A 26022-nucleotide genomic window follows, 5' to 3' on the forward strand; every position below is an offset into this window, starting at 1 on the left:
TATTAATAGTGACCAAGGTAGCCAGTTTACAAGTCATGAATATACTTCACTTTTAAAAGAAAATGATATTCTCATAAGCATGGATGGAAAAGGACATTGGGCTGATAATGTTATTGTGGAAAGATTCTTTAGAACTTTGAAATATGATGCTATTTATATTTATCATTATGGCACACCCAAAGTGCTTAGCGCTGGTATTAATAGATTTATGAAATTATACAATGAGGAACATCCTTACCAAGCACATGATTATCAAACACCTTATAAAGTTTATTATAGATTTAAAAAAGTAACTTAACAAGCTGTATTTCCCTGATCCACAATTTTAGCTTCTTGTGTTCCTAAAGTGAAGGCCTAGGCCTAAAGCTGAGAGAGTGACGTCTCTTTCCTTGACTTTGTAACATATCCAGCTACAGGCTAGCTAAAGGGAATTACTACTAAATGTTGTTTTAATAAGCCCATTGAGCAAATGTGAAAATATGGTTCATTAAGAATTTTAAAATAGTTGTCTTGACAAAGGGACCACTATAGAATTTACGCTTACCTTTATAAAATAAATAAGGCACAATTTGCTATTTATCAGCAGATCGTGCCTTATTTCGTATTTTACGCTATTTGTTCCATCGCTTACTCGATATATTTTAGTTCCTTTTTATTAATTTATAAAGCTTTAGCAAATCACTTTACTTGAATTTTGTCAACAACAGGTGTATTTTTACCATCATTTGTATATAGCCCAAAACAATATTGATACCTTATCGCATTTTCTGTGTTAACTTTTTCTTCATTTTTTACTTCTATCCAATCTGTCCAATTTTCATTTTGTTTTCTTGTTCTTATCCAAGTCTTAATATTCGTATTTGATGGTTTTTTTTCTTTCCATTTTAAAGTTACTGTTTTTGTTTCTTCATTTAAAACCATTTCATTTGATGTATACCATCCGTGAGGTATTTTCATTTCATAATTTTTTTGACTATATAAAATATCACTTTTCTCTTCATTAGTGATTGATGGAATAAACACAACAGCTCCATTTTTCATGTTTTCTACCTGCATATATAACTTTAAATTAGCCTTATCTAGTCCATCTAATGCTTCTTTACTAATACAATATTCTATTTTTTTCTTATTTTCACTTAGTTTATAAATTATAGTAGATTCTTCATTTTCTATCCATCTTCCTCTATCATCATTCCAAACAAAGAACTTATCATTTTCTACTTTAAAATTCACCCCTGATGATTTCTCCCATTGATCTTGCTTATAGCCTTTTTTATAGTCACCGTATACATCAATGAACATAATATATTTATTTCCATCCTCTTTATCAAATTTTATTTCTTCCTCTGATTCAAAGGCTACATACATATTTTTACGATCATCTGTAATAGATATTTTCTTTATCGTATTATTTGCATAAGTTCCCCATTTATGTTCAGAACCCCAAAAGCTTATACCATCGTGTTCTACATCTTCATAAAATGGCTCCCCCTCGTCGTCTTCCCAAGTTACTGTTTCAACATAAGAAGGTACGCCTTCTAATTTAATTTTAACTTTAAATGCAACAAAATTTATTTTTTTATAATCATTTGATTTAGAAATATCGATCCAGTCCGTCCACTCTCCATTATACTTTTTATACTGGATATAATAATCTATACTTCCTTCTCCTCCACCATCCCAATTAATTTCTTTCATAATCACCTTATTTTCATCATCATCTGCTGAAATAACAGGACTAATCCAAGTTCCAACACCTTTTTCTATTAACTTAAGGACACCATATCCATCGTCATCTATGATTTCAATATTGTTAAATTGTCCGTCACTGTAGTTTTCAGGATCTATATACCAAGATTCATTTTTGATCTCCTCTACTTGTTTCGGACTTTCATAACAGACATCCACATTCGTCCAATCGTCAAAATTCCCATCAATTTGTATCGCTTTATCATACCAATAAGCTGGTTCCTCTCTTTCTAAATCATAAGTATGTCGATATAGATCTACCGTAGCAACTGCTCCTGTAAAATAACCTTTGTTTTCACCTTCTCTTTTTAATAATAACCCTATTGGATTATCCATTTTCTCCGTGTTATACACAATTTGCATATTCGGATGTACATAATCATATGCATAATAGTTCCATATTTTTGATGTCAAATACGTATACATATTTTTATTTTCGTCGCCTTCGTCTCCAAAGGTATGCGTTAATACTTTTACGGCATTTCCTTTTTCATCTACTTTTTCTAACAAATAGTCTCTTTTTGCATTGTTGTAATTCCATATATGCGGGTTACTTTCTTCTTCTTCATTATTCTTAGACATATCCCAGTAATCATATGTATAACCAAAAGTTAGAAGTATATCCTTTATTTTTAAATCACTAGCACCATTGAATGTCATTCTTAATTTTAAATATTTGGAGTTTTGATCAATACCATTCCAATATCTAGGTCTACCTTTATAAGCATCAGACAATTTTTCCCATGTGGTTTCATTAAATGGTAATGCTTCTCCAATCCAAGCTTCTACCTTACAAGTCTCATCTGTAGCTCCTGATCCAAACCATTCAAAATATCCCCAATCATATCTACTCTTTTGGTCTTGTGGAAGCACCATTTTATCCATATCTATTGTAATATCAATTGCACCATTAGCACCATCTACAATAGATTCTCCATCAAATTTACAACTCCCTTCTAAATGCCAATCTGAAAGCATCAAACCGTAATTTAAAACGCCATTTTCGTTTATTTCTCTACCAGTTTTGATACTGCTCCACTTTAAAGCATTACTTTCCCAATAAGTCAAATAATCCTCCCACAAATAGTAATCTCCAAGTTCTGCATAGGCTCTACTTCCATTGACAACAGTTTCAAATCCTATATGTTTCGTATATTCTGTCACTTCTTTTAATCTATCATAAAATATTTTCACTTTGTCTGGTTGACTATAAGCATTTCGTTCCCAATAAGCTATATCACATTCATCTAAAAATATACCATCCGCTAACCCTCTACTTTTTAGCAGATCGATTTCTCTTTTAATATTGTTCATAGCTACATCCGTATCTTGAAAGTTACTTCCAAAAGCTATATATTGAAATATTTTACAACCTTGTGCTCTTACTTTTGATACATTTTCAAAATCTGTATCTGAAACAATCATAAAATCATATTTGGAATAATCAGAGATTTTACTCATGTCCAATCTTCCATAATAAATTAAAAAATTATTGACAGGATTATATTTTTTATCTAGTGAAAGTTGTCCATTCGTATTGATAATGCCTGCGCTTTTGCTATGTTCTGCTACATATTCTTTCGGAATTTCAACCCTTTCTTCTTCCACAGATAAAGGATCTATATTTGGCTCTGTTGCATAACAACTCGTCAATTGAAAAACAAGAAGAATTAAAGAGCTTATTATCAAAATTGTCTTTTTATTCCGCTTCATTATTTATCTTCCTCTCCATTCATAATTTTTTATAAAGCAAAATGTCAGCGCTTTCATTCAATATTTTTCTCCTTTTGAAGCGCTGACATTGTTTTTTAACCAATGAGCATTTAATTTCTGTTAATATTATAATATATTTTGATTCTAAGGTAATTTTAATAGTGTCCCTACAAATATATTATTAATATCATCAATATTATTTAATTTTTTTATTTCTTCAATCTTCTCTTGTGTACCATAAAACTTCATACTAACAGAGAATAATGTTTCTCCTGGTTTTAATTTATAAGTTAAAGGGACTTCAATTTTTTGCTTTATAGGTCCTCGTGAAGTATTAGGAAGCTTTAATCTAGTACCAACGCGTAAATTACTTACATCCTTAATATTATTTAATCTTCTTATTGCTTCTACCATTCCATTATATCCATAGAATTTCCTGCTAATCAAGAATAATGTATCTCCTGGTCTTACCTTATATCTCATATATATAATTTTAGGTTTAATATTATTTTCAACAACATTTTCATTTTTATTTATTTCTTCTTTCGGTATAGTCTGTGATACTTCATTTTTTGTTTCCTCTGTATCTTTAGTTCCTTCTAATTCAAGCTCTGACTCGGATACTTCGCTTATATTATCTGTATCTAATTGTTTTATTCCATAATATTTTTGTCCATATTCATCTCTTTCTATATCATATGCTATTTGCGTATTTCCTTTTTTATCTCTTGCGATCACACGCCAATAGCAAATGGTATTTTTAATATCTTCAACTTCAACCACAACCTTTAAATCTTTGATATCTTTGATCTGCTTTATTATATTAGAAAAATTTCTATCATAGCTTAATTCAAAATCATAATATAACTGATCTCCTTGAATATCATATGCTTTATTCCACTTAAAAATATATCTATTCTTATTACGCTTTGGCTCTAACAAGCAAAATGGCATTGGATTTTCTAATAATTCATAATACTGAAATTTGTTTCTTTCTGTCATGTTAGAAATATCTTCATATTCCCTTTTATATTCATCTAACGTAACCGGTAAATATTTAAGGTCAGATAATTTTGTAATATTCGATAACAAAATATCATAATAACTATCTAAAAATTTTTGTGTTTGTTCTTTATTTATAATACCCGACAATTCTTCAATTTTTTTATTCAATGCTTCCACATTTTCCTTCTCTTCAAAAAATCTTCTATGCAATACATTATCCCAATATACAGACAAACCTTTTTGCCATTTAGGTCTATTTTCTTCAAAATTCCACGCTTGATCATAATCCCATGGCATAAAATACCATTTTTGTCCATTTAGAGGACTATATAGAAAAAAATTCTTTGAAGAAGTTTTATAATTGTCAAATAAAATATTTACGGCTATCCATGTTAAATAATTTTCTTTATCAAAATATTCATCTACAACTCCATTAATATCTTTACTATAATCATTTACAGCCTCTAGCATGTTGATCAATTTTTTATGATCTTCATTGCCATTAATTTCTAAAACTTTTTCAAATTTTTTCTTAGCATATCGATTATCTTTTTTATCCATTATAACATCTGGATATCTTGAAAAGTTAAAACTTTCCGCTTCATATAACTGCCCATTAAGATCTAATTCATGGTTTTTCAAAAACAATTTATTGGGTTGTTCTATCTGCGTAAACAAACCATAATCTTCAAATTTCATTTCTTGTTTTTTCTTTGTTAAATCCTTTACATACAATGTTACAAATCTCGTTCTAAAGCTTGTTATATTCGGTATCATCTTAAAATAATCAAAGGATAATTTATTGCGTATTCTAAGCGAATCAAAATAATATTTGTTTAAATTAATAATATTTTGGTTGTGCCATAAGCCTTCTCTATCAAATAATCTTATTTTAAATGAACTTTGAGGTGCTTCTTCAGATTCTTTTCCTCTTATTTCGATAGATGCATTCGGTTCTCTCGTAATAATAGCATGTTCCAATAAGTTTTTTTCTCCACTTTCGAAAAAAATTTCCTTTTTTCCTTTGTCACTCTTATTTACAATCGTAACATATAGCTTCTCTGCTTCTACTTGTTCATCCTCTTCATATATATAGTCCGCATCTTTTATACCCATATTTTTAAGTGGATTTTTCCAATTCTCTGCATCATAGCTTTCCTCAAAAACAGCTTTGCTATTATATTCTACATAGAGATAAACTCCCAAAACTAGCATTGTAAAAGTTATAATAGCAATAATGCCCATTTTCATCCAACGCTTCATAAAGTCTACCTCCATTTCAATAAATTATTCTGCATAATCTCCATTATATTTTACTAATATCGCACTATCTACCCCTTCTATAGATGATAATGTTTCTACAAAAGAAGTATTCTCTCCTACTCTTTTCAACTCTAACGTTAGTTCAATCTTTTGATTTGAAACAGTTTTTGACTTTAATACATATTGTAATTTGTTTAAAATAGGTAATATACTCTCCTTTACACGATCTTCATACTTAATAATGAGTAAATATGTGCTATGCTGAAATTTTTTACTTGACATGACGATCAAAACCATTCCTATGAATAATGACCCCCCTACTGAAACAGTATATATTCCTGCCCCTGATGCGATTCCTGTTGCAATTGCCCAAAACATAAAAACAATATCCTTAGGATCTTTTATAGCAGCTCTAAATCTAACAATACTTAGCGCACCTACCATACCTAATGACAATACGATGTTTGAACTAATTGTCATAATCACGAGTGACGTGATCAGTGATAATAACACAAGTGATGTGTTAAAACTATGACTATATACAACACCTTCAAAGGTAATTTTATAAATATAAAATATAAACAATGAAACCAATAGCGTAATCGATAGGCCTATTAAAATATTAATCATCGACAAATCTGAGAAATTTGCTAATTTTAGTACGCTCTTTTTTATAATATCTTGAAATCCTAAATTATTCATTCTTTCCTCCTATGATAAGTTTTCTTTATTTATAATGATCAATCATTTTTTTACACATTACATATTTAGATGCTGCTGAAATATTATGATGATCTATTTGCAGTAGATTCCTAACATGATTTGGCAAAAAAGAATCATATTTAACCTCCATAATCATGATTGGTTTATCGAAGATCGTCTTCATTGCAATATTTTTATCAAATATATCAAAAGAATTGATCCCTACACTTAAATTTTTATCAAAAGTAATCCTTACATTGCCAGCCTCTAAAATATATGCTTCTCTTTCATAATCTACGATCACTACAGGTTTTAATAACTTCGTTTTAATTTCAACATAAAATTCTTCAAGCATTCTACGATTCGATTGTATTAAAAATTCATTTTTTCCTTCTAATAGCTTATAAAATTCATTTTTAGTAATATTGATTGTGTCTTTGTTAATATACATTCCATACTTACTTTTTTTTTCTAATTTTATGGATTGATCCGTAATATTATATATACGAATTCTATATTTTTTTCTTTTAAATACGCCTAATTCTTTTTCATTAAAAGCACTATTATACACATCATCAAAATACAAGCTCCGTATATGATATCCATCATCTATAAGCCCATGTTGATCTCTTTTTAAACTACCTAAAAGCCGTTCTTTTAAATATCTATATTCATGCATATTTATAAAATATTTCAATTCATGTCTTAATGATTTTTCACCGTATTTCATTTTATCTCCTTTTTCATAAACAATAAAATTTATTCTTTATGAACAATTAATTTCTTCGTTCCTGTTATAATGTCCTCCTCAAAATGATTGTCAAATGCTTCCTGCCAATTTCCCTTTGTATCATAAGCGATTACTTTCCAATAATACTGACCATTTTCTAAATTTTTAACATTGCAACTTGTATTTTCTAAATTTTTAAAGGTTGCGACAATATTTTTAAATTGATTGTCTTTGCTTAATAAAAAATCATAAGCTATTTCATCGTCATCAATGTCATAAGATGCTTCCCATGTGAAAGTATATCCTTCATTTTCATATATCGGTTCTCCAAGATAAAATGGCATTGGATTCTCAAGCGATTTATAATAATATACTTTATTTTGCTCTGTTATAGAAGAAAGTCCATCATATTCACGCTTGTATTGTGAAATTGTATTTTTTAGATAGTTTCTATCTGGTGCTACTAAAACATTTTCTTTTACAACTTTATAATAGTTTTCTAAAAATTTTTTAGTATTTTCCTCATTAATAATACTTGATAAGTCTTCAATTTTTTTACTAAGTTCATTCACATTATTTCTGTCTTTAAACAATCTATTAAATAAGACCATCCCCCAATAATTAGATACTCCTCTTTGCCACTTTCCTCTATAAGGTGTATTTGTCCACGCCTTATCATAATCCCATGGAATAAAAAACCATTTATTTGCATTCAAAGGACTATACAATAAAAAGTTTCGACTAATCGTATCATAATTATCAAACAAAATATTGACAGCAAGCCAAGTCATCAAATTATCTCTATCAAAATATTGGTCTACTACTTCATTTATATCTCTCCCATAATCATTTACAGCATCTAGCATTTCTATTAGCTTTTCATGATGATCATTTCCCCTGATCTCTAATATCTCCTCAAATTTATTGCTATCATAGGTAATATCTTCTTTTGTTTTTATATGATCAGCATATCTATAAAATTCAAAGTTTTCTATTTTATAAAGGTTTGCATTTTGATCTAAATTGTGTCTTTTTAAAAACTTTTTATTCGGTTGTTCAATAAAAGTATAGAGTCCATAATCTTCAAATCTTTCAACTGATTTTTTTGATGATAAATCCTTAATATACAATCTAACAAACCTCGTTCTTAAACTCACAAAATCGTCTAACAACTCAAAATAATCATAAGACAATTTATTCTTTATTCTCAAAGAATCTGGATAATGTTTGTTAAAATTAATGGTATGAAAATCAATCCACTTTTCAGTATCTTTAAATAATTTTATCTTGTATGATTTCTGTGGGTACATACGCGCCGTTTGTCCCCTTAATTCCATCGTAGCATTCGCTTGGTCATATGCATTCCCATTACTAGGTTCATGTGCTTCAAAAATAATTTTAGCTACTTTATCAAAAGCATCAGATGTATAATCATAGTCCATATTTTTACCACTATTATTTAATTCTTCAAAATTCACAGTTTCTTTATTTTTGGGTGGCAATACCGTAATATAAATTTTATCTACATGCGTATCATGATCTTCTTTGTATAAATCTTTATTATCCGTAAGTTTAATATCATTGAGTGGATTATCCCATTGTTCTTTTTCATATTCTTGTTTTTCTAAGTACTCTTTATCTAATTCTTTTTGTGTAATCTCGTTTCCTTTTTCTATCGATACCCCTGCAAACATAATCATTGATATCAATATAAAGAAAGCTAAGCTAAGGCCCCACGGAATATTTCTCATCTGAAACTAGCCTCCTATTTTATTCATTTTATCAATAAAATGACTCAGCTTCCCTTCATCAGCTTCTTTAAACCCAGTCTGAATACAAAAAACATGGTATTCAATATCGTTAAAATATTTTTCAAGCTCCATAATAGCAAATACCAAAGACACTAACCCTGACATAAAGAAACCTAAGCCATAGCTATTTTGCCCTATATACATACTCATTAGTGTAAATACAAAGCTAGTCATAACAAAACTTAGTGTCACGAAACATGCTGCTTTCTTATGATCATAGTAAAGCAGTATTGTCATAATTACAAACATAATGATGACACAATAATATCCTAAAACTAAAATGCTATAAATATTTATCATATTTGAAGTAAATCCTATAAACGGCAATAATTTAATTCCTACAATTAAAAAACCAATAGTAAATACTAGTTGTATCTTCATAATATAAACAACTTCTCTATATACAGCTTTTATCATCTGTCTTTTTGCTACTTCAATATCTTCATATGCACCTCGATGATTTATTAATGCAAAATAATTTTTGTATTTTTCATAAAAGCCCGTTTCAACCTTTACAACAAATATGATCATCGTTGGAATACTACTTAAAAATGCATATGCTGCAGGTATATCATATAATGGTGTATAAACATAAGTCCCTTCTATGATTCGATTGATTTCAGGCATCATCCAAAATGCAAAATTATGCACATATAAACCCATTGTAAAAAATAAATTCGTTAAAAATATCAAATAAAATCTTTCGAAATATTTTATAAAATTAAAATATAATAAACTTTTTTCTCTAAAATACTTTTGAATTTCATTTGCTAATATAATGATTACAACTAAAATACACAAATCAAAACCAATCACTACAGATAAAATTTCATCTACACCTTTGTATTTTATAAGTATATATCCTGTTATAAGTCCTAATATTGTTCCATATAAAAAACTAAAAGCAACTTTTTTAAATTCTTTAATAGCTGATACATATACCCCTAATATCATCTCAACTGTAAGCCCTACAAACAAAATATAAGAAAAAATTTTATATACAATATCAATAGGTGATCGATAATAGAATAAAATTCCTATAATACCACAAATGATAATAATGGTTGTGAGTGACCCATAAAGTGCAGGTAAAATATCTTCTTTTTTTTGCATATATAATCGATCTGATAAATAACGTGATAGCATCATACAATAACCACTAGATATAATCACCGCAAAAATAAATGCATACATAATCGTTACTTGTAATAGTTCTCTTTTATTCGTTTCTATCCCTATATATTTTAACAGAAATTGTAACATCGTTATCACCAAAACACTAATAATAATAGGTCCTACAGTAACAAATGTAGAGTATAAATATGCTCTTATCGTAGAAAGTAATCCTTTATCTTTAAAAAGTTTCTTCAACTCAAATCCTATTCCTGCCACAATTATTCACTTCCAAGCTTCTGATATAGATTTTTATAGTGCATTATAAAATCTTCTTTTCTATATAAATCTGAAATTCGATCGTACCCATTTTGTCCCATATTCAGCCTTAGATTTTCATCATTGCATAATTTTATGATAGATTTTGCTATACTGTTATAATCCATTACATACTCTACAAACCCAGCATTTCCATAACCATCATCTCTACCATATAATAAATCCTGACAATCTCCTACATTTGTAGAAACATGAGGCTTTCTTGCTGCCATACCCTCCATAAGTGCAATAGGCTGTCCTTCACTTATACTGGTTAATACAAGCATATCCATTTTTCCAATATACTCTGTTATATTGATCGCACCTGTAAAATGTACATCTTCTAAATTCATATATTTTGCCATTTGCAAACATTCTTCATAGTACTCTGGATCTTCTTCAGTAGGTCCCATTATATAAAATACAGCTTCTTTGATTTCCTTTTTAACAAAGCTAAAACTTCGTAGCATCGTCTTTATATCTTTTATTGGAACCACTCTAATAATCGCTCCAATGTTAATAATACTTTTATCTTCTTTAGTAGGTAAATCATAAAATCTTTTAATATCAACACCATTTGGTATAATACAAATTTTTTCTTCTTTTGCACCTAATTCTATTTGTAATTGTTTATTGTTATTGAATAAAGATGTTATAACATCTGCGTTATCGTAAGCACAATGAGACAAATTATAAAAATATTTAATCCACATATCTTTATAATATCCCTTTACCCAGTCAGCTCTGATAATTTCTTCTTCTCTTTCTCTTGTATATATCCCATGTTCTGATAATATGTAGGGTTTATTAAATAAATATTTTCCATAACTTGCTAATACGCCAGCATATCCAGTAGAAACGCTATGATATATATCCGCTTCTGGTAAATTCTGCATCAACAAATAAAACAAACATAAATACATTGAACGGATTGTCCAAATAAATTCTGTAAAAGGTGTATATGGATATTTTTCGATGTATGTATTTTTGATAATATCAAATACATTTTTGCTCATAAAAAAATCTGCTATATTTTTAAAACTTTTCTCTTTAAAAATTTTAAAAATATCATTCCAAGAAAATTGTTCTCCATTCATAAGCTCTTTTATCGCTTGATACTGTTTTTCTTCCAGCTTATATCTTTTTCCTTTTTCTTTTCCCCTAAGTTCTATTTCATCTAGAAAAACATCCTTGATTTCTACAATATTTTGAGGTAATTGATATCTATATTGACCTTTATTCTTAGATTCTGCACTAATCGCATAGATAATAAATTCATGTTCCGGACAAGATCTAGCTAATGTATCAATCCAGCTAGATACCCCTCCTAAAACATAGGGATAACTACCTTCTGCAAATATGCAAATACGCATTTTATCACCTTCTATAGTTTATTTTACATATCGATTCATTTACCTTTACTAAATAAATATTTTCATCTATTTTCTCTATATCACAATCTTCAAGAGATTCTATCTCTTTTTCAGTCCTTAGAATGAAGTACGCTTCATCATAAAAATTATTACAATAAATCTTCATATAATGATCTCTCATTTCATATTTAGGTTCACATTTTAAATACTTCATCATTGCATTTGCACCATCCGACGCAGTCATTGCTCTTAACCATCTATAATTATTGAATAAATCCTTATTGAGTTGCGTATAGCTTTTAAAAAGTTCTCTCCATCCTTTACCGTGATTTCTATTATCATCTAATACATCGTCTGGGTGAATAAAATGAGAAAAACATCCATAAGCTGTGATGCCATTTAATATGCCCCACCTATTTTCATCTGAATTTTCACCTCCAGAAGTAAGTCTTGGCAATTCAATCATGCCATCAGCGGATACTTGAAATTCTTGTACATACGAATCAGGATCTCCATCTCCATTATTTACTGATGATACGATCTTAATATCTGTGTTTGATTCTAAAAGTGCTTTCTTCCCTTCTGGATATAATATATTCGAAGGGGGAACATACACGCGAAACGCATAATTTGGAAAAGCCTTTTTCGCTAATTTGTTTACCTCTTGTATAGATTTTATCATCACATCTTTATTTCCCCAGGGTTTATAGCCAAGTTCTTGATCAATAAACGCTTGCGTTGATAATGGCTGATGATTATAGCCATGTATTCCTATTTCTCCACCTGCATTCAGTAATTCTCTACCATAATAAACGAGATCCTTCATATTTAAATGAAAGCCATCTGGTGTTATATTTTCAACATCATCATCATAAGTTCCAATAATAACGCCTGTATATTTCAAATTATATTTATATGATAATTCCAACATATCTGGCCACCAAACATCTCTAAAAAACTCTGGTACTGTCCCATCAAATTCATTTTGAATATTTTTATTTTTCCCGAGTGGAAAAGGTGCTGGAAAATCATCTATAATACTAATTTTCGTATTCATAATTGGATAAATATAATCTTCTTCAAGTAAACTAAGGGCTCCTGCTATAAAGCCTTTACTCGTTTTATCATCTAACATCGTGCCATTAAAATAGACAATATTTCCTTGTCCATAAGGTTTTTTCCACAACAATTGTGTACCTTCTATAGACTCTGCATATCGCTTACAATCATTTGTTAATGTCACTGTTAAAGATGCGTTTTCCATTAATCTTCTTTCAGTTATTTCAAATCCTTTCCCTTTAATCATCACATTATCTAATAAACGAATCCCACTTGCATCCACATATTCTCCAGAGTCGAGAATCCCTAATTTCCTACTAATACTTGAAAAACTACCTACATCTTCTAACTTATAAGGAAAAAAAACATTGCCTCCTTCTAAGATATATTTCATAAGATTATCAATATCTTTGAGTCTATTGATATCTTCTATTACCATTATAACCGCATTGTATTCATGATTAATCTGTGAAACATCTTCTACATCTATAAGATCATACTCTTTTTTTGTATAATCAAGTATATTTTGAATATATCTTTTTGAATCCATCAAATATTCTTTTTTTGAATCATATATAACCAAATATTTACGTGAAGGAATATTTTCAAATATCTGCTGATCCATTTGTTTTCCTGATTCTTTATCGTAATCCATAATCGTTATATTTTTATTTGAGTTTAGCTTCATAAGAAATTCTGATCCTGTAATTGAAATTGAAGCTGCCAGAATACTAACAAATAACAATATGAAAAATATCGTTTTTTTATACGCCATTTAACTAGCCCCCAACCAAAATCTAATTATTTCAAGCCCTTTATTAGAAAGTTTTATTGAAGATTTCAATAAATTTTCAAAACATTTTTTGAAATTTTCTTTGTCTTTTATCAAAAAATAATATCTTAAATTCACCATATAAGCATCTTCTGTTTTATAATTTTCAATAAATTCTTCACAATATTTTCTTGCTCTTTCTAAATCTTTTATCTTAAATAAAATATCAATAATCTTTTTATAATATTTATCTTTATCTTCAGTTATTTTTAAAATATTTTCTATTACCTGAATATGTATACCCATAATTATTTTATATTCATATTCGTCTTCATCTAATAAATTACTGTTTATATATTCATCAAGGAACTGAGAATATTCTTTTGATAATTTCTCATCCGTTTTATTTTTTTCATACGCTACAGAAAATTGTTGCAGTTTTAAATCAAATTCTCTCTTTATTTTGTCTATTGCAGATGCTGCATAATGTGATGTTTCAACATCTTCATCTCTCAATGCTATTTTAAAAATATTAATATATCCACTAGAATCTCTTTTCATAGCATCTAATAATTGATGTCTTTTTATTTTTGTATCATTCATAAGCAATGTTTCCTCAAGCGGAACAATTCTAGTATCTCGCTCTATACTAAATCTATCTGTAAACAGTATATGAAACCTTTCTTCCTCATCCTCATCTTCAATGCTTTTGACTTTTCTATTTCTTAATAAGTATAGTATTAAAACCATCAAATGCCCACCTATAGGAAAAAATAGCGCAATCATAAAATTACAAAATCTTTCTTGTTTATTTATTCTATTCATTCCTAAAAAAAACATAAAACCACTTATCAATAAATGTATTTTAAGAAGCAATACCATCATATTCATCCTTTTCTATCGTTTTTGCATGAATATTCATTTTTTCAAACCTTTCAATAAGAAATTTAGACTCTTCTAATTTTGTATTCGATGCCAATACAAATAACTCATCTTTGCTATTTACCCCTACATAATCTAACTCTCTTATTGCATTTTTCAGGTTCTCCCCTATCATTTTACTTCTCCATTGCTTCTCTATGATCTTTAATAATATAAATTGCGTATTATTTTTTTGTTTTGCAACAATTTTACTTTGGAGTAATTTATCAAAATGTGCATGTTTTAAAACAGATGTTCCATCAATATATTTTTCAGCATCAATTGCTTGATCATACTCGTAAGCGCGTATAAGCGATGATGTGATCAAACCCGTGATAACTTTAAAAAGATTTTGTTTATATAAGGCCATAGACTCAAATTCCATAGTATAAATTGCTATTATTGCTACGACTGTATCGTTCACAACAATTGGTGCCATCATCATTGGCAATTCTTCTTTTAAGTTCCTGTTAATAAATATTTCTTTTGTATCTATCAATTTTTTTATTTCAATATAATCGCTTACCTTTATTGATTTAGAAATATTTATATTGCTATCTTTAGAGTTTGATATCAGTCTTAAATAATAGGCGCCTTTAGAAACTGAAAAAATAAATACATCCTTCACTTTCATAATTTCTTCGATCACACCTACCGTTTCACTAAATACTTTTTCCGGTTCTAATGCATCTAATTTGCTTGTAATCTTATATATTTTTCCAAAGCTATCTTCTGCATTTAAAATCTGTTCTTGTAATTCTTTTCTGACTATTTTACTTTCATTATGCATTTCATAAAGAAAATTAAATTTTTCTTTTATTTCTTCTATTTCATCTTGTTTATTTTCTATTTCAACCATTCTATTATCTATAGCATAGCCTAATACAGTTCCTACGAATATATATAAACTAAAATGAATCAACGTATTTGTGTTATAAATGAGAGAGATCATATCATGTCCTATATCTTTATTCTCAAAAATAAATAATAAACAGGATAGGACGATAGATAAAGCTACCTGTTTTGATCTATACACAGTTCCTATAACAATGATATACGCTAATTTAAGATCTACGGAAATTTCTCGGCCTTGTGTTTTAGCATATTCTGATAAAAGTGCTATGATAACAAAGCTTAATATATTTTCAATATATGGCAAGAGTCTTTTGAATAAGTTCTTTTTTTTTTCTCATCTTTTTCTAGATTTTCATGTTCCTTATTATAATGATTTTTATCTTTTGCTAAATTCTTTTCCTTGAAATATTCCTCGTACCATTTATATGTTTTAAAAATCCCTTTATTTAAAGTATACAGCGGTGTCCAATTTAATTCTTTTTTTGCTCTTTTGTTAGATAGTCTCGAGTGTAATATATCTCCTTTTCTTAATTGTTCATGTCTAAAATCTGTATCACCATGCACATTTTTTATTGCATCTATTAAATTTATTAGACTATATTGCGTATCTACAGATACATTAATCACATCACTATAAGAATAATCACAAGATTTGTATATGGCATCTACAACATCCTCAACATATATAAAATCTCTTGTTTGTTCACCCGTACCATATATACACAATTCTTTTTCTAAAAAAAGATTGTTCATAAAAACAGCAACAACACCCCCTTCACCTTTTACTGATTGTCTTGGTCCATATACATTGGAAAACCTAAGACAAACAGTTTCTAATCCATATGTGTTTTTCCATAATTTGCAGTAATTTTCTCCTGTTAATTTACTTACCCCATAAGGAGATATCGGATTAAGCGATGTATCCTCTATTAAAGGTATCTCTTCATTACTTCCATATACTGCAGCCGATGATGCCAATATAAATTTTTTCACATCATACTTGCTTGATAGTTCTAACATATTGATTAAGCCCAAAATATTTGCCGTAGCATCAAAAGATGGTTTTTCTACTGACGCCACTGCATCAATATGCGCTGCTAAATGTATAACTACATCAAACTTAACATTTGAAAAAACTTCTTGGCACTTACTATCTATTACATCTAATTCATAAAACTTATGCTTTATTTTCACATGATCTTTATCTCCTGTTGAAAGATTATCAATTATATAAATTTCATATCCTTCTTTATAAAATCTCTCAGTAACATGAGATCCTATAAATCCGTATCCCCCTGTGATAAGAACTTTCATTTTATTTCCTCCTATGCATTCATCCCTTAAAATATCAACCTATGTATAGTAGTCATATCATTATTGGTTTTTATTATAAATTTTGTTTTATATTATATTATATGATATTATAGGATATTTTGTCTAGTATTGTCGATGATCGACTTAATTTCAGGTTATCCTAGTCGCCTTTTTAAATCTATTTCTTTCCTTCACATCTATATATTTCAAGTCCCTGCCCCATAAATTTTTCTTCATACTCCGTAGTAATATTTTCTTCAAATTCACTTTCTTTCAGATTGAGAGAAATATTTTTTAGTTTGAGATCTACATTGCAAAATTCATTTAATGAAAACTCAAAGAGCTTTTCATTATCAGTTTTAAAATGAATTTCTCCTTCATTGGTAAGGATGTTTTTATAAATATCTAAAAATCGGTGATGTGTAAGTCTTCTCTTTGCCCATCTTTTTTTAGGCCATGGGTCACAAAAGTTGATAAATATCCTTTTGAGTTCTCCATCATCAAAATATTCTCTTAATTTGTTCGCATCTGCCCATATAAAAAGAATATTCTCTACACTCTTTTCATATGCCTTTTCAACAGCTTTTAATAATACTTCTTCCTTCATTTCTATTCCTATAAAATTAATATCTTTATATTTTTGTGCAAGGGTTGTCAAAAACTTTCCTCTACCCATGCCTAACTCTAAATAGATAGGATTTTCATTATCAAATTTTTTCCCCCATCTTCCCTTAAATTCTATAGGATTTTGAATTACATAATCTGTATAACTCAGTAGCTTTTTATCTGCTCCTTTTTTCTTTCTTCTTCTCATGTTCCTCTCCTTATTATAAAATATTTAAAATCAACAATGCTTTTATATTTTCATTTCAGAAATTTTTCATTGCATCTTTTCTCAAAACAGATTGAATATCTCTTGACATAAATCAAATCCTTATTAGCCTCTACAATCTATTATACATAAAATAAACAAGATATAAACCCTATCTATTTGTAAAAAAACAGATAGGTGAATCTATTGATTCACCTATCTATTAAGATGCAGTTTCTTCTTTTTTCTTTTTTGTTGTTCTTTTTTTGCTTTCAGAAAGTACTAAAGTCGGTTCAGTTGCATTTTCAACAGTATCCTTCGTAATTACACATTTTTTAATGTCCGTTCTTGATGGAATATCATACATAACATCTAGCATAATTCCTTCAGCGATCCCTCTTAAGCCTCTTGCCCCCGTTTTTCTTTCAATTGCTTTTTCCGCAATAGCCTTGAGTGCTTCTTCATCTATTTCTAATTCTACACCATCCATTTCAAAAAGCTTTTTATATTGTTTTACCAAAGCGTTTTTCGGTTCGCTTAGTATTCTTAACAAAGCTTCCTTATCTAGTTGATGTAGTGTCACTACAACTGGTAATCTTCCAACAAACTCTGGAATAAGTCCATAGCGTAACAAATCCTCTGGTCGAATTTTATCCAGTAACGTGCCCAAATCTTTTACTACTTTACTTTGAATATCTGCTCCAAAGCCCATGGCTTTTTGTCCTATTCTTTTTTGAATTACTTTTTCTACACCGTCAAAAGCACCCCCACAAATAAACAATACGTTCGTGGTATCAATTTGAATAAATTCTTGGTGTGGATGTTTTCTTCCTCCTTGTGGAGGAACACTCGCTACAGTACCTTCTAAAATTTTAAGAAGGGCTTGTTGTACCCCTTCACCGCTTACATCTCTAGTGATAGAAGGATTATCAGATTTTCTAGCAATCTTATCAATCTCATCTATATAGATGATCCCTTTTTCTGCTCTCTCCACATCATAATCTGCTGCTTGAATAAGCTTTAGCAAAATATTTTCCACATCTTCTCCTACATATCCTGCTTCTGTTAAAGATGTAGCATCAGCAATTGCAAAAGGTACATTTAATATTTTTGCCAAGGTTTGTGCAAGTAATGTTTTCCCTGACCCTGTTGGTCCAAGCATCAAAATATTACTTTTCTGAAGTTCAACATCATCGTTTTTTCCTTGATGATTAATTCTTTTATAGTGATTGTACACTGCAACAGCTAATGCTTTTTTTGCCTTATCTTGCCCAATAACATATTCTTCTAAAACCTTTTTTATTTCTTGTGGCTTTGGCAAATCTGTCATCTCTAGTTCAATGGTTTCATCAAATTCTTCTTGAATAATCTCTTGACATAGTTCGATACACTCGTCACAAATATATACACTAGGACCAGCAATCAATCTTCTTACTTGATCTTGAGATTTACCACAAAAAGAGCATTTTAACTGTTTCTTTTCATCAAATCTTGACATCCTTTCACCTCTCTTTCTTATTTCCTAGAAGTGATCACCTTGTCTATCAAACCATACGCTACAGCATCATCTGCTTCCATGAAATTATCTCGATCTGTATCTTTTTCGATTCTTTCTAGTGGTTGGCCTGTTCTCTCACTTAGGATTTTATTAAGTGTACTACGCGTTTTTAAAATTCTTTCAGCATGAATACGGATATCTTCAGCTTGCCCTCTCGTACCACCCAAAGGCTGATGAATCATGATCTCTGCATTGGGTAGTGCATATCTTTTTCCCTTTGCACCAGCTGCAAGTAAAAAAGCACCCATGCTCGCAGCCATACCAATACATATTGTAGAAACATCGGGCTTTATATGCTGCATTGTATCATAAATTGCCATTCCAGCAGTAACACTTCCCCCTGGACTATTGATATAGATCATAATATCCTTATCTGGATCTTCAGCTTCTAAAAATAAAAGCTGTGCTACAACAAGACTAGCAGTATGATCGCTCACTTCATCTCCTAAGAATATAATTCTATCTTTTAAAAGCCTAGAATAGATATCATAGGATCTTTCTCCTCGATTGGTTTGTTCCACAACCATTGGAATTAACGCCATAATATAATCCCTCCCACCCTTATAATTTATGCAATTTTTGCATTTTCTACTAAGAAATTTATTGTCTTTCTGTCTTTGATACTCGCTTTGATATTTTCATAATCAAAAGTTCTTAATGTCTTTTTGAATTTCTCTAATTCCATTTTGTATTGTATTGCGTAAGTTTCTAATTCAATATCTACTTCATCTTCAGTTACTTCAATATTTTCAAGATTCCCAATTGTTTCAAGAGTTAATTGCGTCTTCACTCTATTGTATGCATCTTCTTTCATTTGCTCTCTCATATCTTCCATTTTTGTTTCTGTATATTGTAGATATGTATCTAAATTTAGCCCTTGATATTGTAACTGATGCCCAAATTCATTTAACATATCATCTATTTGATGTTCTACCATGATTTCTGGTATATCAATTTGTACATTTTCCGTTACTTTTTTGATTACATCATTCTTTATCTCTTGTTCTGCCTTATTTTTTGCAGCTTCTTCTTGTTTATTTTTAATCTCTTCTCTTAGTGCATCTAATGTATCATGCTCGCTTACATCCTTTGCAAACTCATCATCAAGTTCTGGCATTTCTTTTTCTTTTACTTCATGTACTTTTACTTTAAATACAGCATCTTTTCCAGCTAATTCTTTTGAGTGATATTCTTCTGGGAAAGTTACTTTTACTTCTACTTTTTCTCCTATTTTTACGTCAATTAATTGCTCTTCAAATCCTGGAATAAATTGACCTGATCCAATTACTAGTGTTTGCTTTTCTGCAGTACCACCTTCAAATTGTTCAACTCCTACAAAACCTGCATAGTCCATAATTACTGTATCTCCTGATTTTACAGGTCTTTCTACAGCGATCAATCTTGCATTTCTCTCTCTTAAACTTTCAATTTCCTTTTCTACATCCTCGTCAGTAACATTATACTCTTTTTTTTCCACTTCTATACCTTTATAATCTCCAAGCGTTGCTTCAGGCTTTACTGTTACTGTCACATTAAGCACTACATCTTGCCCTTTTACAATATCGTCAACATCTAAAGAAGGTCTGTCTACTGGCTCTAACTTATGCGCATCTATAGCATTTTCATATGCTACTGGCCATACTGCATTAATTGCTTCTTCATAGAAAACTTCTACACCATACTGCATTTCAATAATTTTTCTTGGTGCTTTTCCTTTTCTAAATCCAGGAATGTTAAACTTTCCTTTCATTTTGCTATATGCCTTTTGTATCCCTTTGTCAAATTCTTCAGCTGTCACTATGATCTTTAAGGTTACTTCATTATTTTCTTTTTTTACAACTGTTGCACTCATTTCTTTTTTTCCTCCTCTATCACTTAATATTCTTCATAGACTATTTGGATTTTTAGACTTTTTAACCTATATATTATAACATAAAATTTCTATGTCAACTATTTTTTTAAAACTTTACGAAAGTAATTTCGCATATTATTTAGTCAGTTTTGCCATTGCGCGAAGAATATATTCACACTTCAAAGACCAATGGGCATCCATTGGTCTTTAATTTTATATACACATTATATCATGATGTAATCCTTATGCAATCTTTTTTGATAAATATTTCAATATGTATCCACAATAAAATAAAAGCAGAACCCCTCTTTTCATTCTGCTTTTATCATCTATTTTTTTTCTTCTTCATATTTTCTCCATCTATTATTTTTTCTTTCGTCTATTCATTATCATTAATTCTCTTGTAATAAAGTTCTCTCATATAAATCGCATTTACCACAACGGTCACAATATCCACCTATATAATGAATACATGTAACAACACCACATTTTTCTAAATTATTCATTACTTCTTCATTGTAATTATTTTTCCTTATATTTTTAGCTTCCATATTTTTTAGCCTCCTTGTTTTTTTAATCTCACCTATGATTAGTCTTCTTGTATAAAAGTTCTTTCATAAAAGTCACAGCCTTTACAATTACTACATAATCCCGCTACACAGTGAATACAAGTGATTGCACCACATTTTTCTAAGCCCTTCATTCTCTCAGTATTATAATTCTCTTTTCTCATATTCTTTCCCTCCGTTAAACCATAGTTTGTATTTAAATATATTATAATGCACGTATACAGAATTGTCAATTGTATACGTGTATTTTTTTTTACATCAGTTTTGAAGTCATACATGCATTTTTGTCAAAAATACAACAAAAGCTAAGAATCAATTGATTCTTAGCTTTTGTTCTTCTACCTAATCCTCTATACAGCTTTCCCACTTAGCAATTTCTTTTAATCGATCTATGATAGGTAAATGTTGGGTACAAGCCTCTTCACACTTCCCACATTCTATACAATCTTTTGCACTTCCTTTACGGACTGCTAAAAATCCCCATTCACATACGCGCTTTAATTCCTTTTTAAGTTCTTCTTCACTTTTTCCAAACATCTGTTTTTCATTATAAAACTGCATATAAGCAGGTACAGGAATTTCCATTGGACAATCCCAGCAATAGCCACAACCTGTACATACTGTATTCATATTTCTTCCTAAACGACTCTTGATTTTTTCTAAATCATATGGTTCAAAAGTGTTTCCTTCATCTGCAATGCGACAAGCCATATCAATTTGTTCCTTTGTAGTAAATCCATTTAAAGTTACTGTAATTTGAGGAGATGCAATATTAAATCGAAGTGCTGCTTCAGTGGGTGTCTCCCCGTCTGTACTTAGAAACGAAAGTTCTTTTTCATGCTGTGGAATAGTCCCTCCACCTAAAGGGTTCATGGCTACTACCCCATATCCTTTTTCATAAGCATTTAAAACCCCATCCCATCTATAAGGAAAATTCAGAATATTGACTCCTAGGAGCACCCCCTCAAATTTCTCTTCATCTAAGATATGTTTAATTTCATGTCCTGGTTGATGGGAAGAAAAAACAATATGATCAATTAATCCTTCTTCTTTACAAGCTAAAAGTCCTTCGTATTGGCCACCTGGTTTCATAGCAAGCTCATAGTTGCTCATCTTTCTAAGACACCATACATGATAAAAATTAATCTTATCTACGCCAAGTCTTTTGATGGATCGTTTCACCGCATCCTTCGCTTTCTGAGCCGTATCATACTGTATAGGCATCCCTTTTGTAGAAACATAAAAATCATTTGGCATATCTTTAAAGGCAATGCCAAAAATCTTTTCACTTCTATCATCACAATACCCTGGCGCTGTATCAAAATAATTGATCCCTTTACTACTTGCATATCTTACAATTTCAGCATTTTCCTCATCACTTTTTGAAAGATCAAACCGCATCCCACCAAAACCTACAGCAGAAACCTTTTTTCCAGTTTTCCCATATTCTGTATAAATCATCCTTCTCTCACCCTCCATCATCTAGGGACAATTAAAATAAATTTCCTAATCTTGTTTGTTATCTCAATTACTTTTTCTTGTCCCTTATTCAAATCTATATGCCTTCCAATTTTAAATTATTTCTTTAATCCCATTAGATCATTCATTCTGTTTTAAAACAAAGAGACATTCCTTAGATTACACCCTTTCAAGGAACATCTCCTATTTTATTAATATTTCATCAAGTAGTCAAAGATAATTTTTCCAACCATATGCTATAACTTTCAAAAAATATATTTTTAATAGTATAATCTACACAAGGTTTAAAATACAGTTTTTCACATTAAACATTCACGCGTTAATTTAAAAAACAATTTATTTTATTTGCATCACATAATTCTAATTCTTTCCAATCTATATTTTCTCCCACATGCTCTAAGCGCTTCAGAATTTTTTCCAGTATTTCAATAGTTTTTCTATCTAACTTATCCATACTATCATCCTCCTCATGTATGTCTACTTCGACAAATAAGTCAGAATTCCTACATAAATCATTCGACAAATAAGAATTTTTTACTATTTTTTATATAGCACGTATATTTTTCTTCTGCTCATCCATTGCCAATTCTACTAAAAGCCTTAATTTTTGAAGAATTTCAATATTCTCTTCTAAGCTCAAACCATCCACTGTCAATGCTCTCTTTTTCGTACATCCATCTACCCCTCCTACTTCAACCATACTTTTTAATAATTTTATTTCTGTATACATATCATGCAGTAACATGCTATCACTTAATAAAGAAAGGGCTGCTGTTAGAGCATGTCCACCCCAGTTAGATACCCCTGCTACTAAAAGGCAATCGCAACTTAGTGCTGCACATATTTTTTCTCCTTGATGCACATAATGTACAACAAAAGATCTAACTTTTCCCATTCCCACTTCATTTCCACCATCCCCAACAGCGAGCGTCGTTATGCCGCGTTCTATTGCTCTTTCAAACAAGATGTCCGTATTAGGGACGATATCACTAAGATCTTCTCCTCTCATAGAATAACAATGTCCATCCTTTGCTCTTCCAGGTCTTTCTATTGCTATGATATGGGATGGCTTATAATCTTCTATTAATTGGTCGCAAAAGCTTTTAGCAGCCTTATGGGGTACACTTTCTACAGGCGCACAAATTTTTTTCACCACACAACACCTCTCCAAAATCTCTTTAGAATATTTATCTGTTATAATTACTACTTTTTTGCCTAATTGTTCTAGTGCACCTGCTAAAGATATTGCCCCAATCGGTCCATCTGTTTCTCCTGTAAGCGTATCTCTTATACAAAACCCCGTAACAATAAAAACTGTTGCACTTGTCCATAACTCCCTGGCTCCTTTTTCAAGTTCTCCTACTAATCTAATTTGATCCATTCCTCTTTTGTCCAAATTTTTTCTAACGATCTTCTCTATTTGTTCAAAATATTTTTTATACAAGGTCATCTACTCCTTTTATTCAATTTATTTTGTATTGATAAATCTTTTATGAAATCACATTCCTGTCTTATATTACAAAAATACATAAAGACCCAGTGCAATTTATTAGCCACTGGGTCTTATTTGCCGATATATATAGAGACAAATCCATATACTGAGCGAATAAAACAGTTTATTAAGTTATTCGTAACGACTATATCTTCGACTTCACGCTATTCGTCTGAATCATTATATACTTATTTCGTGCATCTTTTACAGCTGCAATCACTGCCTTTTGCGCCATTCCATGAAATCGATCTTGTATTTCACCAATGATATCATCTATATCATCAATAAGATGATAACCTATCAATATAGCTTTGATAAAATCACTGGTCACATCTCTCACCATATTACAAGTTAAGTCCATGATTTTTCCACTTTCTCTTTCTAATATAATTCCTACAAATAGTATATCATACAATGCTGCAATTGGATCATTTTTACTGATTTTTGACGTTCCTAAAATATAAATTGTATTTTTTTCATACACCAATCATTGATCCTCCTCTATATATTATTTATGCATTCTAACAAATTTGTTCTGAACTTTTTTTTGAATTTTCATCTACATTGTTATATTTTTATGATGCTTATATGTTCATTTCATCATGTACCTTTCTTCGCTACTATGTTCTCATTTTAACATTTTATCTACTATAACACCATTCCTATTATATATAATTTATGTATTTCAAATACGATATAACAAAGGTTTATTAAGAAATTTTTAGAATATTTAAAAATAAAACCCCAATACAAATGTATTAGGGTTTTATTTATTGGCACGCCCTGAGGGACTCGAACCCCCGACGCCTAGATTCGAAGTCTAGCACTCTATCCAACTGAGCTAAGGACGCATGCTATTTTATAATAATATGATTAAAGTTAGCACATAAATGCTAACTTTAATCGAATTGGAGCGGATGATGGGAATCGAACCCACGCTATCAGCTTGGAAGGCTGAAGTTCTACCATTGAACTACATCCGCAAAGATGGTGACCCATCCGCGGCTCGAACGCGGGACACCTTGATTAAAAGTCAAGTGCTCTACCAACTGAGCTAATAGGTCGTATGGCTGGGGTAGCAGGACTCGAACCTACGGATGCCAGAATCAAAATCTGGTGCCTTACCGACTTGGCGATACCCCACAATATTTGGGGTGGGTGATGGGGTTCGAACCCACGCATGCAGGAGCCACAATCCTGTGTCTTAACCACTTGACTACACCCACCATATTTTATGGAGCGGATGATGGGAATCGAACCCACGCTATCAGCTTGGAAGGCTGAAGTTCTACCATTGAACTACATCCGCATATTTCATTGCCCCAACAAGATAATATAATATCACAATATTATTAGCTTGTCAACTTTTTTTATATAAATATAATTGGTCGGGGTGGCAGGATTTGAACCCGCGGCCCTCTGGTCCCAAACCAGATGCGCTACCAAACTGCGCTACACCCCATTTTTTGCTAACAAACATAGTATAAATCATATTCAGTATAAAGTCAAAAACCATAATCTGAGTTTAACATTATTTATATGGTTTCTCCATTGTTTTTCTTT

Annotated in this window: 22 protein-coding genes and 7 tRNA genes; 1 reads left to right on the forward strand and 28 read right to left on the reverse strand. The window is 30.3% G+C overall.

Features of this window, described 5'->3' with window-relative positions; genetic code table 11:
- Positions 1–298, forward strand: a 298-nt coding sequence (locus tag EV214_RS15295) for an integrase core domain-containing protein (protein WP_165916407.1), incomplete at its 5' end; no start/stop codon positions are given.
- A gap of 380 nt (positions 299–678) precedes the next feature.
- On the opposite strand, the gene EV214_RS15300 is transcribed toward EV214_RS15295, so the two are convergent.
- The 28 genes from EV214_RS15300 to EV214_RS15420 all read right to left on the reverse strand — a co-directional run bounded on the left by EV214_RS15300 (position 679) and on the right by EV214_RS15420 (position 25921).
- Positions 679–3462, reverse strand: a complete 2784-nt coding sequence (locus tag EV214_RS15300) for a hypothetical protein (protein WP_132247301.1) — start codon at positions 3460–3462, stop codon at positions 679–681.
- A 144-nt stretch (positions 3463–3606) separates the two neighbouring features.
- Entirely contained in the window at positions 3607–5730 is a 2124-nt protein-coding gene (locus EV214_RS15305; protein ID WP_165916408.1) for a CotH kinase family protein, read from the reverse strand.
- Between the two features lie 24 nt (positions 5731–5754).
- The gene (locus tag EV214_RS15310; protein ID WP_132247305.1) at positions 5755–6432 is read right to left on the reverse strand and encodes a DUF4956 domain-containing protein; all 678 of its coding nucleotides are present in this window, start codon (positions 6430–6432) and stop codon (positions 5755–5757) included.
- A gap of 25 nt (positions 6433–6457) precedes the next feature.
- Positions 6458–7162, reverse strand: a complete 705-nt coding sequence (locus EV214_RS15315; RefSeq protein ID WP_132247307.1) for a polyphosphate polymerase domain-containing protein — start codon at positions 7160–7162, stop codon at positions 6458–6460.
- 29 nt (positions 7163–7191) lie between these two features.
- Entirely contained in the window at positions 7192–8913 is a 1722-nt protein-coding gene (locus tag EV214_RS15320) for a CotH kinase family protein (protein ID WP_132247309.1), read from the reverse strand.
- A gap of 6 nt (positions 8914–8919) precedes the next feature.
- A complete protein-coding gene (pelG, locus tag EV214_RS15325; protein WP_165916409.1) occupies positions 8920–10365 on the reverse strand; it encodes an exopolysaccharide Pel transporter PelG in 1446 nt (481 codons plus the stop codon).
- Between the two features lie 2 nt (positions 10366–10367).
- A complete protein-coding gene (gene pelF / locus EV214_RS15330) occupies positions 10368–11777 on the reverse strand; it encodes a GT4 family glycosyltransferase PelF (protein WP_132247313.1) in 1410 nt (469 codons plus the stop codon).
- A 4-nt stretch (positions 11778–11781) separates the two neighbouring features.
- Complete coding sequence (locus tag EV214_RS15335) at positions 11782–13611, reverse strand: DUF2194 domain-containing protein (protein WP_132247315.1); 1830 nt, start codon at positions 13609–13611, stop codon at positions 11782–11784.
- Positions 13612–14358, reverse strand: a complete 747-nt coding sequence (locus EV214_RS15340) for a hypothetical protein (protein ID WP_132247317.1) — start codon at positions 14356–14358, stop codon at positions 13612–13614.
- Positions 14359–14473: 115 nt separating this feature from the next.
- Positions 14474–15688, reverse strand: coding sequence for a hypothetical protein (locus EV214_RS15345; protein WP_132247319.1), 1215 nt, complete (start codon positions 15686–15688; stop codon positions 14474–14476).
- Positions 15664–16698, reverse strand: coding sequence for an NAD-dependent epimerase/dehydratase family protein (locus EV214_RS15350; protein WP_132247321.1), 1035 nt, complete (start codon positions 16696–16698; stop codon positions 15664–15666). Before EV214_RS15350 ends, EV214_RS15345 begins: the two co-directional genes overlap by 25 nt.
- A gap of 178 nt (positions 16699–16876) precedes the next feature.
- On the reverse strand, positions 16877–17512 hold the full coding sequence (trmB, locus tag EV214_RS15355) for a tRNA (guanosine(46)-N7)-methyltransferase TrmB (protein ID WP_132247323.1): 636 nt from the start codon (positions 17510–17512) through the stop codon (positions 16877–16879).
- Between the two features lie 220 nt (positions 17513–17732).
- A complete protein-coding gene (gene clpX / locus EV214_RS15360) occupies positions 17733–19007 on the reverse strand; it encodes an ATP-dependent Clp protease ATP-binding subunit ClpX (protein ID WP_132247325.1) in 1275 nt (424 codons plus the stop codon).
- A 17-nt stretch (positions 19008–19024) separates the two neighbouring features.
- Entirely contained in the window at positions 19025–19609 is a 585-nt protein-coding gene (gene clpP, locus EV214_RS15365; RefSeq protein WP_132247327.1) for an ATP-dependent Clp endopeptidase proteolytic subunit ClpP, read from the reverse strand.
- Positions 19610–19635: 26 nt separating this feature from the next.
- A complete protein-coding gene (gene tig / locus EV214_RS15370) occupies positions 19636–20919 on the reverse strand; it encodes a trigger factor (RefSeq protein WP_132247329.1) in 1284 nt (427 codons plus the stop codon).
- Positions 20920–21311: 392 nt separating this feature from the next.
- A complete protein-coding gene (locus tag EV214_RS18835; RefSeq protein ID WP_165916410.1) occupies positions 21312–21470 on the reverse strand; it encodes a hypothetical protein in 159 nt (52 codons plus the stop codon).
- Between the two features lie 38 nt (positions 21471–21508).
- Positions 21509–21652, reverse strand: a complete 144-nt coding sequence (locus EV214_RS18840) for a hypothetical protein (RefSeq protein WP_165916411.1) — start codon at positions 21650–21652, stop codon at positions 21509–21511.
- 178 nt (positions 21653–21830) lie between these two features.
- Positions 21831–22949: an aldo/keto reductase gene (locus EV214_RS15375; RefSeq protein ID WP_132247331.1), complete on the reverse strand. Its 1119-nt coding sequence runs from the start codon at positions 22947–22949 to the stop codon at positions 21831–21833.
- A gap of 337 nt (positions 22950–23286) precedes the next feature.
- Positions 23287–23421 (reverse strand): hypothetical protein, encoded by a 135-nt coding sequence (locus EV214_RS19415; RefSeq protein ID WP_279233139.1) that lies wholly within the window; start codon positions 23419–23421, stop codon positions 23287–23289.
- Between the two features lie 90 nt (positions 23422–23511).
- Positions 23512–24411 (reverse strand): DUF4392 domain-containing protein, encoded by a 900-nt coding sequence (locus tag EV214_RS15380; protein WP_165916412.1) that lies wholly within the window; start codon positions 24409–24411, stop codon positions 23512–23514.
- Between the two features lie 193 nt (positions 24412–24604).
- Entirely contained in the window at positions 24605–24943 is a 339-nt protein-coding gene (locus EV214_RS15385) for a DUF3870 domain-containing protein (protein ID WP_243116688.1), read from the reverse strand.
- 290 nt (positions 24944–25233) lie between these two features.
- Positions 25234–25310 (reverse strand) — tRNA-Arg (locus EV214_RS15390).
- Between the two features lie 58 nt (positions 25311–25368).
- Positions 25369–25442, reverse strand: a tRNA-Gly gene (locus tag EV214_RS15395).
- Between the two features lie 5 nt (positions 25443–25447).
- Positions 25448–25523: transfer RNA gene (locus tag EV214_RS15400), tRNA-Lys, on the reverse strand.
- Between the two features lie 3 nt (positions 25524–25526).
- Positions 25527–25602 (reverse strand) — tRNA-Gln (locus tag EV214_RS15405).
- Positions 25603–25609: 7 nt separating this feature from the next.
- Positions 25610–25685: transfer RNA gene (locus EV214_RS15410), tRNA-His, on the reverse strand.
- A 9-nt stretch (positions 25686–25694) separates the two neighbouring features.
- Positions 25695–25768: transfer RNA gene (locus EV214_RS15415), tRNA-Gly, on the reverse strand.
- Between the two features lie 76 nt (positions 25769–25844).
- Positions 25845–25921 (reverse strand) — tRNA-Pro (locus EV214_RS15420).
- Positions 25922–26022: the final 101 nt, after the last annotated feature.

The organism is Marinisporobacter balticus, from assembly GCF_004345705.1.
Lineage (GTDB): Bacteria > Bacillota > Clostridia > Peptostreptococcales > Thermotaleaceae > Marinisporobacter > Marinisporobacter balticus.

What these genes read in the sequence shown, in the direction of transcription:
- EV214_RS15300 (WP_132247301.1), bottom strand. Translation starts at nt 3,462, where the DNA reads ATGAAGCGGAATAAAAAGACAATTTTGATAATAAGCTCTTTAATTCTT.
- EV214_RS15305 (WP_165916408.1), bottom strand. Translation starts at nt 5,730, where the DNA reads ATGAAGCGTTGGATGAAAATGGGCATTATTGCTATTATAACTTTTACA.
- EV214_RS15310 (WP_132247305.1), bottom strand. Translation starts at nt 6,432, where the DNA reads ATGAATAATTTAGGATTTCAAGATATTATAAAAAAGAGCGTACTAAAA.
- EV214_RS15315 (WP_132247307.1), bottom strand. Translation starts at nt 7,162, where the DNA reads ATGAAATACGGTGAAAAATCATTAAGACATGAATTGAAATATTTTATA.
- EV214_RS15320 (WP_132247309.1), bottom strand. Translation starts at nt 8,913, where the DNA reads ATGAGAAATATTCCGTGGGGCCTTAGCTTAGCTTTCTTTATATTGATA.
- pelF (WP_132247313.1), bottom strand. Translation starts at nt 11,777, where the DNA reads ATGCGTATTTGCATATTTGCAGAAGGTAGTTATCCCTATGTTTTAGGA.
- EV214_RS15335 (WP_132247315.1), bottom strand. Translation starts at nt 13,611, where the DNA reads ATGGCGTATAAAAAAACGATATTTTTCATATTGTTATTTGTTAGTATT.
- EV214_RS15340 (WP_132247317.1), bottom strand. Translation starts at nt 14,358, where the DNA reads ATGGTTTTAATACTATACTTATTAAGAAATAGAAAAGTCAAAAGCATT.
- EV214_RS15350 (WP_132247321.1), bottom strand. Translation starts at nt 16,698, where the DNA reads ATGAAAGTTCTTATCACAGGGGGATACGGATTTATAGGATCTCATGTT.
- trmB (WP_132247323.1), bottom strand. Translation starts at nt 17,512, where the DNA reads ATGAGAAGAAGAAAGAAAAAAGGAGCAGATAAAAAGCTACTGAGTTAT.
- clpX (WP_132247325.1), bottom strand. Translation starts at nt 19,007, where the DNA reads ATGTCAAGATTTGATGAAAAGAAACAGTTAAAATGCTCTTTTTGTGGT.
- clpP (WP_132247327.1), bottom strand. Translation starts at nt 19,609, where the DNA reads ATGGCGTTAATTCCAATGGTTGTGGAACAAACCAATCGAGGAGAAAGA.
- tig (WP_132247329.1), bottom strand. Translation starts at nt 20,919, where the DNA reads ATGAGTGCAACAGTTGTAAAAAAAGAAAATAATGAAGTAACCTTAAAG.
- EV214_RS18835 (WP_165916410.1), bottom strand. Translation starts at nt 21,470, where the DNA reads ATGGAAGCTAAAAATATAAGGAAAAATAATTACAATGAAGAAGTAATG.
- EV214_RS18840 (WP_165916411.1), bottom strand. Translation starts at nt 21,652, where the DNA reads ATGAGAAAAGAGAATTATAATACTGAGAGAATGAAGGGCTTAGAAAAA.
- EV214_RS15375 (WP_132247331.1), bottom strand. Translation starts at nt 22,949, where the DNA reads ATGATTTATACAGAATATGGGAAAACTGGAAAAAAGGTTTCTGCTGTA.
- EV214_RS19415 (WP_279233139.1), bottom strand. Translation starts at nt 23,421, where the DNA reads ATGGATAAGTTAGATAGAAAAACTATTGAAATACTGGAAAAAATTCTG.